Here is a 14,894-nt window from a genome sequence, read left to right on the forward strand (position 1 = left end):
TGCGATGGCAATCGAGATCGCCATCGAGACGCCGCTGCAGGACGACGTGCGCGGCCTGGTCAACGAACTCAACGAGACGTTGCTCGAACTGACGCCGCCGGAGCACTGCTACCACCTGACCGTCGAGCAGATGGCAGGCCAGGACACCACCGTTTTCATCGCCCGCGACAATGGCATTGCCATTGGTTGTGGCGCGCTGAAGCGTCATGGCGACGCCATCGGCGAGGTCAAGCGCATGTACACCAGGCCTTCGCATCGCGGCCGCAAGATCGGCGCCAGGATCGTCGAGCGTGTCGAGGCGCTGGCCCGCGATGAAGGGCTGAAGCGGCTGGTGCTGGAGACGGGCGACCGTCATCCCGCCGCCTGGACCGTCTATGAACGTGCCGGATTTTCGCGCTGCGGCCCCGTACTGGATTATCCCGACTCCGAGTGGTCGGTTTTTTACGAAAAGAGCCTTTGATGAGCGACCTGACCCGACTGACGATTTCGCAGGCCCGTGCCAAGCTGCGCGGCAAGGAAATCACGGCGACCGAGATTACCGAAGCCTATCTCGCGGCCATCGATCGCGCCAATCCGGCGCTCAATGCCTATGTCGCGGTCACCGGAGACAGAGCGCGCGATATGGCCAAGGCGTCCGACACCAGGCTGGTCAAGGGCGAGGGTGGTGCGCTGGAAGGCATTCCGTTGGGGATCAAGGACCTGTTCGGCACGGAAGGTGTCCATACCCAGGCCTGCAGCCACGTGCTCGATGGCTTCAAGCCGCGTTACGAATCGACCGTCACGACCAATCTGTGGGCCGATGGCGCCGTGATGCTCGGCAAGCTCAACATGGACGAGTTCGCCATGGGCTCTTCCAACGAGACGTCCTTTTATGGCCCGGTCATCAACCCTTGGCGGCGTTCGCGCCTCGACACGGTGGTGATGCCGACGACGCATCAGGGCGACGGCGGCTTCGTATCGGCCGGTGGCACAAAAACCCGGCGCAGCCTGGACAATGCGCAGTTGGTGCCGGGTGGCTCTTCGGGTGGTTCGGCAACCGCGGTCTCCGCCTTCCTGTGTGCCGGCGCAACCGCGACGGATACGGGCGGCTCGATCCGCCAGCCCGCCGCCTTCACTGGCACGGTCGGCATCAAGCCGACTTATGGCCGCTGCTCGCGCTGGGGCATTGTCGCCTTTGCCTCGTCGCTCGACCAGGCTGGCCCAATCGCGCGCGACGTGCGCGATGCCGCGATCCTTTTGAAATCAATGGCTTCGGTCGATCCGAAGGACACCACCTCAGTCGACCGGCCGGTGCCGGACTATGAGGCGGCGATCGGCAAGCCGATCAAGGGTATGAAGGTCGGCATTCCCAAGGAATACCGCGTCGACGGCATGCCCGAAGAGATCGAGGCGCTGTGGCAGAAGGGCATTGCCTGGCTCAGGGATGCCGGCGCCGAGATCGTCGACATTTCCCTGCCGCACACCAAATACGCGCTGCCGGCCTATTACATCGTGGCGCCCGCCGAGGCGTCTTCCAACCTGGCGCGCTATGACGGCGTCCGTTACGGGCTGCGCGTGCCGGGCAAGGACATCATAGAGATGTACGAGAAGACCCGCGCCGCCGGCTTTGGCCGCGAGGTCAAGCGCCGCATCATGATCGGCACCTATGTGCTGTCGGCCGGCTATTACGACGCCTACTATCTGCAGGCACAGAAGGTGCGCAACCTGATCAAGCGCGACTTCGAGAATGTCTTTGCCGCCGGCGTCGATGTCATCCTGACCCCGGCAACACCGTCCGCCGCCTTCGGCATCGCCGATGAGGACATGGCCGCCGATCCGGTCAAGATGTACCTCAACGACATTTTCACCGTCACCGTGAACATGGCCGGCCTGCCGGGTATCGCCGTGCCCGCCGGTCTCGACCCCAAGGGGCTGCCGCTCGGCCTGCAGCTGATCGGCCGGCCGTTCGAGGAAGAGACGCTGTTCCAGACGGCGGCCGTCATCGAGCAGGCGGCCGGCACATTTCAGCCGGAGAAGTGGTGGTAGGGATATCGCTCGTCTGAAGGGGTGAGCGATGTTCTACTATCTTTCCAAGATCCTCTGGTTCTTCATCCAGCCGCTTAACCTGACGATTTTCCTGCTTCTGGCGGGGCTGATTGCCGGGATGATCGGCCGGCGGCGGCTGGCCGTCACCGGCAGCGTTCTGGCGTTTCTGATTCTGGCGCTATCGGCCTGGACGTCGCTTGGCGCCATGATGCTCAACCCGCTCGAAGGACGCTTTCCACGGCCGCCGCTGCCGGAAAAGGTCGACGGCATCGTCGTGCTCGGTGGCGGGTTCGAGGGCGGGATCAATCTGGTTCGCGGCGGCTACGAATTGAGCAGCGGCGGCGATCGCATGGTCGAGACCGCTATCCTCGCCCGGCGCTTCCCGCAGGCCAAGGTGGTTGTATCAGGCGGAAACGGCTCGCTTTTCCTTGATGGCGAGGGCGACGCTGACACCGCGCCCCGCCTCCTTGGCCCGCTGGGTGTATCGGCCGATCGTCTGATCCTCGAGGACAAGTCCCGCAACACCTATGAAAATGCGGTCTTCAGCCGCCAACTTGTCGAACCGAAGCCGGGCGAGACGTGGCTGCTGGTGACCTCCGCCTTCCACATGCCACGGGCCAAGGCACTGTTCGACAAGGCTGGTTTTCCAACCGTCCCATGGCCGGTCGACTATCGCACCTCGGGCAAAGAAGGTGTCGGCTTGTTCCGCGACAATGCGTCGGATTCAGTAGAGAATACGACCACTGCGATCCGCGAATGGATCGGGCTTTTCGCCTATTGGCTTTCCAGCCGCATCGATCAGCCTTTTCCAGCACCTGGCGGCTGACCGATGACAGCGCGCCGTGCCGCCGAAAAGAACTGGCGCCGCACCAGCACGGCCAGCAGCAGAAGCGTCGACAGCACGAACACCACCGGGTCGACGAACCAGCCGAGGTAGCCGATCGAGAAGAACACGCCGCGCAAGCCCGAGTTGAAATGCTTGCCGGCAAGCATGTTCATCTGCGCCGCGCGCCACACCGCCGTCTCGGTGACCGGATTGCGCGAGGCTTCGCCATGCGGGATCGGCACGGCGCCGATCAGGATCGAGCAATAGTTGAACAGCCGGTAGGCCCAGCCGAATTTGAAGAAGGAAAAGGCCAGAATTAACACCAGCCCCAGCACCTTGATCTGGAAGGCCGGGCGCGACGGCGCGCCGCCGAGCGGCAGGTTGCTTAGCACCTCAAGCACCCGGTCGGATGCACCGAGCAAGGCAAAACAGCCGCCGAGCGCGATCAGCGAGCTGGAGGCGAAGAAGGCGGTTCCCTGTTGCAGGCCGCTCATGATGGCGGTGTCGACGATACGGATCTCGCGCTCGGCCATGGTACGCATCCAGGCCTCGCGCTGCGCATTCATTGCCGTCGTCAGAGAAATGCGGCTGACCAGCTTGCCGTCAGAGGCGAGCGTGTGCAGCAGCCAGGCGATGAGGAAGAGGGCCAACGCCCCGAAATCAGCCGTCGAAAGATAGAAGGAATCGCCCATGGCCTGAATTTACCACATCTCGCGCGGTCGCTTCGATGGCTGGCTCCAGCGATCGACAGCAATGTCGCTGCCGGAGCAAACAAGGTCGGCAGGTGCAGCGCCGCGATTGTCAAAAGAGCGGAAACATCCTTGGAATTCCTATATGCAGTCCTCGACGTGACCTGCGGAGACAACGCCCTCGTGTTCCTTTCGGTTTTCGACCTGTTCAAGATCGGCATCGGTCCATCGAGCTCGCACACGATGGGGCCGATGACGGCGGCTGCCCGTTTCCTCGACGAAATCCTCAATGGCGACTGGCCGCGCCCGGCCGGCGTGAAGGTCGACCGGCTGGGCGCCAGCCTGCACGGCTCGCTTGCCTATACCGGCATCGGCCACGGCAGCGATCGCGCCGTCGTGCTCGGCCTTGCCGGCCTGACACCGCAGACTGTCGATCCTGATCAGGCTGATGGGATTGCCAGCCTCATCGCTGATGAAAGGCGCATTTCGCCTCCCGGCCATCCATCCTATCGCTTCGACCCAGCCACCGATCTGGTGCTCGATCGCAAGACACAGCTCACGGGTCATGCCAACGGCATGGCGTTCTATGCCTACGATGCCGGCGACCGTCTGCTGCTCAAGCGCATCTACTATTCGATCGGTGGCGGCTTCGTGGTTTCGGAAGAAGAACTGCAGCGCATGAAGGCCAAGGGCTCGGTGACGACCGAAGGCAGACGAGTGCCTTATCCTTTCAAGAATGCGGTCGAGATGCTGAAGATGGCGGCCAAAAGCGGCCTTTCCATCGCCGAGATGAAGCGCGTCAACGAGGAAACGCAGATGACGCGCGAAGAGCTCGACTCCGGCCTCGACGCCATCTGGGGTGCGATGAAGAGCTGCATCGACCGCGGCCTGTCGCAGGACGGCATCATGCCGGGCGGGCTGAAGGTCCGGCGCCGTGCGCGTATGCTGCACGACAAGCTGCAGGAACAGTGGCAGCAGAACAAACCCAATCCGTTGCTCGCCAATGACTGGCTGTCGATCTACGCCATGGCGGTCAACGAGGAGAACGCGGCCGGGGGCCGCGTCGTCACCGCGCCGACCAACGGGGCCGCCGGTACACTGCCGGCGGTGCTGCGCTACTGGCTGCATTTCCATCCCGAGGCCGACCAGCCAAGCATCCGCGACTTCCTGCTGACGGCGGCGGCCGTTGGCGGCATCATCAAGACCAACGCCTCGATCTCCGGTGCCGAGGTCGGCTGCCAGGGCGAAGTGGGGTCTGCCTCGGCAATGGCCGCGGCCGGCCTGTGCGCCGTCATGGGCGGCACGCCGATGCAGGTCGAGAACGCCGCCGAAATCGCGCTCGAACACCATCTCGGCATGACCTGCGACCCGGTCGGCGGCCTGGTCCAGGTGCCGTGCATCGAGCGCAATGCGCTGGGCGCGGTCAAGGCGGTGACCGCTGCGTCACTGGCGATCAAGGGTGACGGCGTCCATTTCGTGCCGCTCGACGCCGCGATCGAGACCATGCGCCAGACCGGCCTCGACATGAACGAGAAGTACAAGGAGACCAGCCTTGGCGGTCTTGCGGTCAATGTCGTGGAATGCTGAGGGGCTGGCCTAAACCGGCACTGTGGAGAAGTCCCTCAGGTCGTTGACGTCGCGGCGCTCCGGACTAACCTTAGCGAATGGCTCTCAATCTCCTAAAACTGTGCGTCGGCTGCGACAGCGTCGAGGATCTCGAGGAATGGATCGAGTTTCGCCTCGACGAGCGTCGCCGGGCCGGTGAACCGGCCGAACACTGGCACACCACGCGCATGGTGCCGACGCGGGGCGCCGAAATCATCGATGGCGGTTCGCTCTACTGGGTGGTCAAGGGCAACGTGCAATGCCGCCAGTTGATCACCGAGATCCGGCCGTTCACGGACGACGACGGCATCGGTCGCTGCCATCTGATGCTCGACCCACAAGTCGTGCGCACCGATTGGCAGCCGCGTCGGGCTTTTCAGGGCTGGCGCTACCTGAAACCGTCGGATGCGCCGGTCGATCTCGGCAAGGGCAAGGCGGGGCTGATCGAAATGCCGCCGAAACTCAGGCGCGAACTTGCCGATCTCGGCCTGCTGTAGGTTATCGCGCAGCAGCGTCGCCTGTTCGTGCGCGGGCTATCTCTGGCCCTCAATCTTGCTTCGCTCTGGACTTGCAAGCGGCGAGACCTCGCCACATCTTGAAATTCACGCCCGATGAAAAGCTGTCGAAATCGGCAAAGGGATCGCAAGGCGGTCCGCTTCCGGTCCCCGAGGCCATGATTCCGGCGCAGAAAAAGTGTTTGATGAAATGGCGCGGTTGTCCAAACGTTCAGGGGATCCGCGAGGCGGTGGGAAATGCTAGGCGCAATTATCGTTCTGGTCGCATTGCTGTTGGTGCTGCTGAGCGTAGCCACCGCGTTTCTGCGTGCCGATCCGGCAAGGCTCGCAAATGGAACGAGGACGGCTGGGCCGATCCTGTTGGCTCTGGTTGGCGGCGCGGTGCTTCTGGTTGGCCGAAGCGGAATCGGCGGCGTCATGCTGTTCGTGGCAATCGGCTGGTATGCCGCCACGCGCACAAACCGGCCTGATGTCAGGCTGGCGCCGGGAAAACGCTCAACGGTGCGGACGGCAGCGCTCGAAATGGAGCTGGATCACGATACGGGCGGCCTCGAAGGGCTGGTTCTGGCCGGCCGCCACGACGGCAAGATGCTTGGCGCGATGGGGCTTGCGGAGTTGCAGCATCTCTACCGCGAGCTCTCCGGCGACGCGGAGAGCCGCCAGTTGCTAGAGACGTATCTTGACGGCAGATTTCCCGTCTGGCGCAAAAACACTGAGACGAACGGTGGCGAAGGGCTGGGTGTTGCGCCAGGTCCGGGCGCCATGACTAAGGAGGAGGCCTACAAGGTCCTTGGTCTTGAAGCGGGGGCCGCCGCGGCGGATGTCCGCAAGGCGCACCGCCGCCTGATGCAGCGCCTGCACCCCGATATCGGCGGCACGTCTTTCCTGGCGGCGCGAATCAACGAAGCCAAGGACGTCTTGCTCTCCAACCACAACTAGTCTCCTTCGACGCAAAAAATTTCCGGGAGATCGTTTCCACGCCGTCCTATTGCTGGACGGCGTAGCACGAGATTTTCTTCTTCTTCAAAGCGGTACAAGCCTTCCAGGCGGCGTCCTTCGAACCAAAGCCGCCGAAGCGGGCGCGGTAGTAGGTGACCCCGTCCTTGTCGAAGGCGACGGTGAAACCGGCAGCATCGGCCAGTACCTTGGGCGCCTGCTTGCTGGTCTTGTCGAGGAAGGCCTGGGCTTCGGACTGCTTCGGCGAAGAGGCGACCTGAATGGCCCAGCCCGACGGGACCGACGCGGTGTTGACCGGATCGACAGCCGGTGTCGGCTCGGCATAGGCGGATACGACCTGGGCTGTGGCGACCTTGGGGGCGGAGACGATGACCGTCTTCACCTTCTTTGCCGGCACAACCAGCTTGGGTGCTTCGGCCTCGGCGCTCTCTTCGTCGTCACTGTCGCCCTGCGCAACGGGGGTGTCTTCGGCAACGGCTGCGTCTTCGGCAACGGCCGTGTCATCGGCGCTGGCCACGGCCACCGGCTTGTCATCCGGGGTCGGCGCGTCGTGCTTGGGCAGGAGAACCTTGGCAAGCGCCTTGATCGGATTTCCGCGATCGGCATCAGCATCAGCGACCAGGGCGCCACCGCCACGGGTCGAGGCCCTTGGCATGTAAGTGTTTATCAGGCCTGCCATCTGATTGTCGCGGCTACCGCCCGACGTGCCGCCCATGACAACGGCGACGAGACGGCGGTTGCCGTCATTGACCGACGAGACGAGGTTGAAGCCGGACGCGCGGGTGTAACCGGTCTTGATGCCGTCGACGCCCTTGATGCGTCCCAGCAGACGGTTGTGACCGTTGATGCGCTGACGGCCGTAGAGAAAGGAGCGCTGTGAGAAATAGCCGTAATATTGCGGAAAATGCTCGCGCAGAGCGATGCCGAGCGTCGCCATGTCGCGCGCGGTCGTGAACTGGCCGGGATCGGGCAAACCGTTGGCGTTGCGGAAGACGGTGCCGTTCATGCCCAGTGCCCGCGCCTTGGCGGTCATCATGCGGGCAAAAGTGGTTTCGTTGCCGCCGAGCATTTCACCAAGCGCGGTGGCCGAGTCGTTCGCCGACTTGGTGACGATCGACAGGATTGCGGTGTCGACAGTGACCGAACCGCCCGGCTTCACACCGAGTTTCGTCGGCGCCTCGGCAGAGGCATGGGCCGAAAACACGACCGGTGAGTTCCGGCTGATCTTGCCCTTCGCCAGAGCCTCGAACGTCAGGTAAAGCGTCATCATCTTGGTCAGCGACGCCGGATAGCGCCTGCCGTTGGCATCCGCCGAGTACAGCACCTTGCCAGTCTTGGCGTCCACGACGATGGCCGCCGGCCGGGCTGCCAATGACGAGGCAACGTCGGCGCAAACGAATGTCAACGCCAAGGCGAAGACCATGACCGCTTTGAGGGGGGAGGTGGATTTGGAAACGATGCCCAACAACGCCTTACGCACTGATACTACCCTTGAATTCTTCGTTGCGTTGGAGGCGGCAAAGGGTCCTGCCTCACTTGCAGCCAAGCTAGCCGGGCAGCGTTACCAATCCGTTTATGGTAACCGCCGCGTTCACCATTTTCTTCGGGCTTGAAACTCACTTTATTTGATTTTTAGCCATTGCCTGCGCAGGCGGGCCCCGCACGCCGGCGAAATATTGACTTTTGTGCGGCGCACAATATATTAAGGTGCATTGCACAAGGGCGCCCCGAAGAAGGACGCCACAACCGTCAAGGGAATCGTGAAATGACCCAGACCTATGAGGACTTCAGCAAATACGGCAAGGAATTTGCCGACACCGGATTGAAGAGCTTCGCTTCGCTCTCCAAGGGCGCGCAGGCGATCGCGACCGAGGCCGGTGAATACACCAAGAAGAGCTTCGAAGCCGGCAGCGCCACTGTCGAGAAGCTGTTCTCGGCCAAGTCGCTGGACAAGGCTATCGAGATTCACACAGACTATGCCAAGCAGTCCTACGAGGCGTTCGTCGCCGAGGCCACCAAGATCGGCGACCTCTATGCCGAACTCGCCAAGGAAGCCTACAAGCCGTTCGAATCGATCGTTGCCAAGGCGAAGTAATTTCGCCCAGGCGAGGTGATCTTCGTCTGGCATCTCAAAATCCGGCCCTTTGGGTCCGGACAAAACCCGGTCGCGGAAGCGCGGCCGGGTTTTGTCATGTGAATTTCCCCCTGGGAACCGCGTACCGCTTCACGATTGCGAAAATCCGCCAAGTTTGGTCACCTAGCCATATTGTCAGCTAACCAGAAGGGCTTAAAATCGTCCATCGAACACCTACATGTCGAACTCGCATGAGGATTCGAAAGAGGCAGGATTACGTGACGATCGCTTTGACTGCCACGAGACAAGTGGCGCGGATGGCAAACGGCGGCGGCGACGGCAATGAAGCCGGCCGCGGGACCGCCGTCATTACGCGCACCAAAACCAAGACCAAGAAGCCCAGCCTTTACCGGGTCCTCATCCTCAACGACGACTACACTCCGATGGAGTTCGTGGTTCACGTGCTGGAGCGTTTTTTTCAGAAGGACCGCGAAGCCGCCACACGCATCATGCTTCATGTTCACAATCATGGGGTGGGCGAGTGCGGGGTCTATACATTCGAGGTGGCCGAGACCAAAGTGTCTCAGGTCATGGATTTCGCCCGACAGAATCAGCATCCGCTGCAATGCGTGATGGAGAAGAAGTGAGGTAACATGCCGGCTTTCTCCCAAGGCCTGGAAAAGGCGCTTCACCAGGCGCTGACGCTCGCCAATGAGCGGCACCACGAATACGCAACCCTTGAACATCTGCTGCTTGCGCTGATCGACGACACCGAGGCCGCCGCCGTCATGCGCGCCTGTAACGTCGATCTCGACGAACTGAAGCACACTGTTCTCACCTATATCGACACCGAGCTGGACAACCTCGTCACCGGTTACGACGAGGATTCCAAGCCGACCGCCGGCTTCCAGCGCGTCATCCAGCGCGCGGTGATCCATGTGCAGTCTTCCGGCCGCGAGGAAGTGTCGGGCGCCAACGTGCTCGTCGCCATCTTCGCCGAACGCGAAAGCCATGCCGCCTATTTCCTGCAGGAACAGCAGATGACCCGCTACGACGCGGTCAACTACATCTCGCACGGCATCGCCAAGCGCCCCGGTGCTTCGGAAACGCGCTCGCCGCGCGGCGCCGATGATGAGCAGGGCAATGGCCAGAACGGCTCCGAGCCACAAGAAGAGGGCGGCAAGAAGAAGCAGCAGCAGGATGCGCTGACCGCTTACTGCGTCAACCTCAACAACAAGGCCAAAGCCGGCAAGATCGATCCGCTGATCGGCCGCGAGACCGAGATCAACCGCACCATCCAGGTGCTGTGCCGCCGCTCCAAGAACAACCCGCTCTATGTCGGTGATCCCGGCGTCGGCAAGACGGCGATCGCCGAGGGCCTCGCCAAGCGTATCGTCGAGGGTGACGTCCCCGAAGTGCTGCACAACGCCACCATCTTCGCGCTCGACATGGGTACGCTGCTGGCCGGCACGCGCTATCGCGGCGATTTCGAGGAACGGCTGAAGCAGGTCGTCAAGGAGCTCGAGGATTATCCGGGTGCCGTGCTGTTCATCGACGAGATCCACACGGTGATCGGGGCCGGGGCCACGTCAGGCGGCGCCATGGACGCATCGAACCTGTTGAAGCCGGCCCTGTCTTCGGGTGCGATCCGCTGCATCGGCTCGACCACCTACAAGGAATTCCGCCAGTTCTTCGAGAAGGACCGCGCTCTGGTGCGGCGTTTCCAGAAGATCGACGTGAACGAGCCGACCATCGAGGACGCCATCGAGATCATGAAGGGCCTCAAGCCCTATTATGAGGAGTTCCACAAGGTGAAGTTCACCAACGAGGCGATCAAGGCGTCGGTGGAACTGTCGGCGCGCTACATCAATGACCGCAAGCTGCCGGACAAGGCGATCGACGTGATCGACGAGACCGGCGCCTCGCAGATGCTGGTGCCGGAAGCCAAGCGTAAGAAGACGATCGGCATCAAGGAGATCGAAGCGACGATCGCTACCATGGCGCGTATTCCGCCGAAGACGGTTTCGGCCGACGACGAGAAGGTGCTGCAAGGACTCGATATCGAGCTGAAGCGCGTCGTCTATGGCCAGGACACCGCCATCAGCGCGCTGACCTCGGCGATCAAGCTGGCCCGTGCCGGCCTGCGCGAACCGGAGAAGCCGATCGGCTCCTACCTGTTCTCGGGTCCGACGGGCGTCGGCAAGACGGAAGTCGCCAAGCAACTCGCCGCCTCGCTCGGCGTCGAACTGATCCGCTTCGACATGTCGGAATATATGGAACGCCACACCGTTTCCCGGTTGATCGGCGCGCCTCCCGGCTATGTCGGCTTCGACCAGGGCGGCCTTTTGACCGACGGCGTCGACCAGCATCCGCACTGCGTGCTGTTGCTGGACGAAGTCGAGAAGGCGCATCCGGACCTGTTCAACATCCTGTTGCAGGTGATGGACCACGGCAAGCTGACCGACCACAATGGCAAGCAGATCGACTTCCGCAATGTCATCCTGATCATGACCACCAATGCGGGCGCATCCGATGCCCAGCGCGCGGCGATCGGATTCGGTTCGACCAAGCGCGAGGGCGACGATGTCGAGGCGATCAACCGGCTGTTCACGCCGGAGTTCCGCAACCGTCTCGATGCGATCATCCCGTTCGGCTCGCTGCCGGTGCCGGTCATCCATCAGGTCGTGCAGAAGTTCGTCATGCAGCTCGAGGCGCAGCTCTCGGAACGCGGCGTCACCTTCGACCTGTCGCCGGACGCCATCGCCTGGCTCGCCGACAAGGGCTATGATGAGCGCATGGGTGCCCGGCCGCTCGGCCGTGTGATCCAGGAGCACATCAAGAAGCCGCTGGCCGATGAGGTGCTTTTCGGCAAGCTCAAGAAGGGCGGAACGGTGCGTGTCACCGTCGAGAAAAAGGAAACCGGCGAAACCGGCCTGAAGCTCGAATCGCTGGCCGACGAGGCGCCCGTGACGCCGAAGAAGGAAGAGCCGGAAGACGCGCCGAAGCCACCCAAGGCCGTGGCCAAGAAGCCTGCCGCAAAGAAGCTGGTGGCGCAGAAGCCAGAGCCCAAGGGCAAGGATGGCGGCAAGCGCAGCCTGGTACCGCAACTGCCTCGCAAGGGCTGATCGGCACTCACTCGAAAAAGCCCCGGCAACGGGGCTTTTTCCATTTGGACAATGGGGTGGCTATGCCAGGCCAGATCATCATCCTCAACGGCGCGCCCCGATCGGGGAAGTCGAGCATCGCCCGAGCCATTCAGGAAAGCTTTGACGGCCCATGGATGAATCTGGGCGTCGACAGCTATGAGCAGATCACGCCTCCTCAACTTCGTCCGGGAATAGGGTTGCGCCCTGGCGGCGAACGCCCCGATCTCGAAGGGTTCGTGCCGCGTTTGTACGCCGCTCTCTACGGATCGATCGCGGCCCACAGCCGGCTCGGCCTGAATGTCGTGACGGATGTCGGCCATCACGATGCGTATTCGAAGCCACTCGACTGCCTGATCGATGGCGCGCGCCGGCTCGCCGGCCTGCCGGTGCTGTTTGTCGGTGTCCGTTGCCCGGTTGACATCATCATGGAGCGGCGAGCTGCCAGCGAGCCGGGCAGGGGCTATGTCACCGGCTCTTCAGACGATCCTGTGCCACTGCCGGTGCGTCTGTGGCAGGAGGAGGTGCACCGGCCGGGCATATATGATCTTGAGGTCGACACCTCGGTCCTCAGCCCTGAACAGTGCGCGCATGCGATCCGCCAACGGCTGATGCGAAGTGACGCCCGGCCAAACGCGATCGAGCGGCTGGCTCAAGTCGCGACTAAGCAGTTCACCGTTTCACGGAAACGCAAACCGCTCTAACTCTTTGTTTTGACGCAATTCCCACGGGAAAGCGCTATGCGCTTTTCCCGGGAAAACCGTTTCACACTTTTCCTGGAATTGCTCCAGACTTTCTCCTGCCCGTGAAACAAGGTGCGGGTCAGTTTCCCAGAGCCGCGCGAATCTTTTCGGCGTTCTCAGCAAGCACCTCAGGCTTTTCCATGCTGCCCGTGTGCGGCTTCAACGGGACTCCGTCAAAGCGCGGGATGACATGGACATGCAGGTGATAGACGGTCTGCCCGGAGGCCGGCTCGTTGAACTGCAGGATGGTGACGCCGTCGGCATCAAGCGCCTTCTTCACTGCCAGCGCCACTTTCTGAACGACAGTGAAAAGTGGGCCGAAGGTCGACGGGTAGGCGTCGAGCAGGTTGCGCGACGGGGCTTTTGGCACCACCAGCGTATGGCCCGGTCCTTGCGGCATCACATCCATGAAGGCGATGACGGCGTCATCTTCGTAGACGCGGTGTGATGGAATCTCGCCGCGCAGGATCTTTGCGAAGATATTGCCGGGATCATAGTCGGCCATGGCGGGCGCTCCGGGTTGCAGCTCGCCATCGGTGTAGCGAAGCCGCTCTTGAGCGGCAAGACGTTCAAGAGAGATCGACCATGCCGGCGTCGACAAGCGCGCGATGGAAGCGTCTTTTACGCGGCGATGCGGCATCGAAATAAGCTGCGGCGCAGTCATTCAGCAAGGCGGCCCGCGTGGCGAACACCGGATCGAGCGGAAGTCCGGCCGCGAGCAAGGTCAGTGTCGACAGAAAAGCGCAATCGAGGACTGGCGGAGCCACAACATCGTCCGGCAGCCTGCAGTTTACGGCCTCGATGGCGTAAAATGTTTGACACAAGGCCATATGGGAAGGCGGCAACCCGGTAAGGGCCGTGGTGAATGACGGCTGGTGATCGCCGTAGCGCACGATAATGGCCGGCTCGCCGCTCAACATGATGTCGAGCCGCCTGCGAAAGGCGGCATAGGCTTTGACGCTTTCGGCCAGCCGCACTGTATATTCGCCATAGTAGGGAACGCCGGTTGCCGCGACGGCCTCGCGGCGAAGCTCCGCATGACGCTCGATCGGAAAGATCCGGCGGCGGTGGTCGCCATGGTTCATCAGGGTCGTGATCGAAAGGAAGCATGGCTTGCTGGCCGCGACGCGGTTCGAAAGTTGATCAAGCGCGTGATCGTAGAGTTGTTCGTCGTGATTTTCCCGTTTCCAGCGCTCGACATCGAATGGCTGCGGCAAGGTTTCGGCATAGCTGACCTGGTCAAACCCGACCGATTGGTAGAACCGGCCACAATTGACGAAGGAAGGCCGGTCGCAGCTGATATGGGACACGTTGTAGCCGATACCGCTCAGCACGGATGGAAGGGAATGCCGGACGCGTCCGCTCAGAAGGTGAAAGACGTAGCGGCTGTCGTTGCCGAAGGAGAGCGAAGAAAGGCCCGTCAGCACCGAAAACTCGGTCTGCAACGTGCTGCCGCCGAAGACGTCGACATGCAGCGCGCCGGAGAGAGCGTCCGGCGGCGTGAAGAACCGTTCGAATGCTTCATTGGCCGCCATGCCGAGCCGCTTCGGGTCGAATGTCGATTCGTGCAGGATCATCACGATGTGCGGCGCTCGCTCACCGGCTGGTCTCCTAGCCGGCACTGGCGGCAGCAGCGGCATCGGCTCCGGATCGATGTCGACAAAGCCGGGTCGCCGTGATGGCCCCGCGCCAAACCATGAGGCGACAAAGGCGGAAAGGTGAAACCGGTCGCCGGTCAAATGGTGAAAGCGAAATCGCTTCGGGCCGCCACTTGCCCAGAAGACACATAGATACACAAAGGCCGCCGCGCTGAACAAGGCAAGACGCTGCGGGAGCGGCATCGCCGGCTCGGCGAGCATCAGCGCCAGGACAATTATTCCCAGGACGATCGCGATCACGGCCGCGAGGGCAGGGACCGCCATACGCGCATGGTCGGCCAGCACGCTTCGAAAACTGCTTGCCGCGAGATGATAGATGTCCCCGGCGAGGAAATTGAAGCCGAGATAGCGATGCTTCAGTTTGGAGATGATGCCGATTATGGCCGTCAGAACCAGCGCCGCCCACAAGGCGACGATATCACCCGCAAACAGGAGATGCGCGAGGCCGAAAAGGAGAAAAAAGGTCGCGAAGCCGAGAGGCCAGGCCGAGCGCTTGCCTTCGAGCCAGGCAACCAGAGGCGGCGTGACCACCAGCCCCGCCGCACCGAGCCATTGCCCGACACCCAGAGATGCCAAACCCTGCATGTTTCCCCCAGGGTGCTTTCGCACCCATGTCCCGGGCCATGGCTTAGCGGATTCCGGCCGGGCGGTAAACACGG

At 62.3% G+C, this 14,894-nt stretch carries 15 protein-coding genes; 11 read left to right on the forward strand and 4 right to left on the reverse strand.

The features are described from left to right. Positions 1-4: 4 nt before the first annotated feature. From EB235_RS21365 to EB235_RS21375, 3 genes are read left to right on the forward strand one after another with little or no spacing between them, the layout of a single operon-like run. Positions 5-460 carry a GNAT family N-acetyltransferase gene (locus tag EB235_RS21365; protein WP_027029059.1) on the forward strand — a complete coding sequence of 152 codons (456 nt, stop codon included), beginning with the start codon at positions 5-7 and terminating at the stop codon, positions 458-460. Beyond that, complete coding sequence (locus EB235_RS21370) at positions 460-2,025, forward strand: amidase (protein WP_027029058.1); 1,566 nt, start codon at positions 460-462, stop codon at positions 2,023-2,025. The genes EB235_RS21365 and EB235_RS21370 overlap by 1 nt, the downstream gene beginning before the upstream one ends. 28 nt (positions 2,026-2,053) lie before the next feature. After that, a complete protein-coding gene (locus EB235_RS21375) occupies positions 2,054-2,851 on the forward strand; it encodes a YdcF family protein (protein WP_027029057.1) in 798 nt (265 codons plus the stop codon). Here EB235_RS21375 and EB235_RS21380 read toward each other — a convergent pair. Further along, on the reverse strand, positions 2,824-3,543 hold the full coding sequence (locus EB235_RS21380) for a DUF599 domain-containing protein (RefSeq protein WP_027029056.1): 720 nt from the start codon (positions 3,541-3,543) through the stop codon (positions 2,824-2,826). The genes EB235_RS21375 and EB235_RS21380 overlap by 28 nt on opposite strands. A 180-nt stretch (positions 3,544-3,723) precedes the next feature. Here EB235_RS21380 and EB235_RS21385 point away from each other — a divergent pair, with 180 nt between their 5' ends. From EB235_RS21385 to EB235_RS21395, 3 genes are all read left to right on the forward strand, one after another. Then, positions 3,724-5,127, forward strand: a complete 1,404-nt coding sequence (locus EB235_RS21385; protein WP_027029055.1) for an L-serine ammonia-lyase — start codon at positions 3,724-3,726, stop codon at positions 5,125-5,127. A gap of 77 nt (positions 5,128-5,204) precedes the next feature. Then, on the forward strand, positions 5,205-5,642 hold the full coding sequence (locus EB235_RS21390; protein ID WP_027029054.1) for a DUF1489 family protein: 438 nt from the start codon (positions 5,205-5,207) through the stop codon (positions 5,640-5,642). Between the two features lie 255 nt (positions 5,643-5,897). Then, positions 5,898-6,599, forward strand: coding sequence for a DnaJ domain-containing protein (locus tag EB235_RS21395; protein ID WP_027029053.1), 702 nt, complete (start codon positions 5,898-5,900; stop codon positions 6,597-6,599). Between the two features lie 46 nt (positions 6,600-6,645). Here the strand turns inward: EB235_RS21395 and EB235_RS21400 are convergent, their stop codons facing one another. Further along, on the reverse strand, positions 6,646-8,040 hold the full coding sequence (locus tag EB235_RS21400) for a D-alanyl-D-alanine carboxypeptidase (protein ID WP_246741415.1): 1,395 nt from the start codon (positions 8,038-8,040) through the stop codon (positions 6,646-6,648). Between EB235_RS21400 and EB235_RS34835 the strand changes: the two genes are divergently transcribed. The 5 genes from EB235_RS34835 (at position 7,967) to EB235_RS21420 (ending at position 12,538) form a co-directional block, all read left to right on the forward strand. Beyond that, positions 7,967-8,230 carry a hypothetical protein gene (locus EB235_RS34835; protein WP_246741416.1) on the forward strand — a complete coding sequence of 88 codons (264 nt, stop codon included), beginning with the start codon at positions 7,967-7,969 and terminating at the stop codon, positions 8,228-8,230. The two genes, EB235_RS21400 and EB235_RS34835, sit on opposite strands and share 74 nt — an antisense overlap. Before the next feature lie 152 nt (positions 8,231-8,382). Continuing rightward, positions 8,383-8,712, forward strand: a complete 330-nt coding sequence (locus tag EB235_RS21405; protein ID WP_027029051.1) for a phasin family protein — start codon at positions 8,383-8,385, stop codon at positions 8,710-8,712. Between the two features lie 296 nt (positions 8,713-9,008). Beyond that, positions 9,009-9,338: an ATP-dependent Clp protease adapter ClpS gene (gene clpS, locus EB235_RS21410; RefSeq protein ID WP_027029050.1), complete on the forward strand. Its 330-nt coding sequence runs from the start codon at positions 9,009-9,011 to the stop codon at positions 9,336-9,338. 6 nt (positions 9,339-9,344) lie between these two features. Then, positions 9,345-11,816, forward strand: a complete 2,472-nt coding sequence (gene clpA, locus EB235_RS21415; RefSeq protein WP_027029049.1) for an ATP-dependent Clp protease ATP-binding subunit ClpA — start codon at positions 9,345-9,347, stop codon at positions 11,814-11,816. Between the two features lie 62 nt (positions 11,817-11,878). Then, positions 11,879-12,538, forward strand: coding sequence for a chloramphenicol phosphotransferase CPT family protein (locus EB235_RS21420; RefSeq protein ID WP_032925360.1), 660 nt, complete (start codon positions 11,879-11,881; stop codon positions 12,536-12,538). 118 nt (positions 12,539-12,656) lie between these two features. Here EB235_RS21420 and EB235_RS21425 read toward each other — a convergent pair whose 3' ends face one another. Both EB235_RS21425 and EB235_RS21430 read right to left on the reverse strand, forming a co-directional pair. Continuing rightward, on the reverse strand, positions 12,657-13,082 hold the full coding sequence (locus EB235_RS21425) for an HIT family protein (protein WP_027029047.1): 426 nt from the start codon (positions 13,080-13,082) through the stop codon (positions 12,657-12,659). A 64-nt stretch (positions 13,083-13,146) separates the two neighbouring features. After that, positions 13,147-14,820 (reverse strand): sulfatase-like hydrolase/transferase, encoded by a 1,674-nt coding sequence (locus tag EB235_RS21430; RefSeq protein WP_027029046.1) that lies wholly within the window; start codon positions 14,818-14,820, stop codon positions 13,147-13,149. Positions 14,821-14,894 lie beyond the last annotated feature (74 nt).

This window comes from Mesorhizobium loti R88b (genome assembly GCF_013170845.1).
GTDB lineage: Bacteria > Pseudomonadota > Alphaproteobacteria > Rhizobiales > Rhizobiaceae > Mesorhizobium > Mesorhizobium loti_B.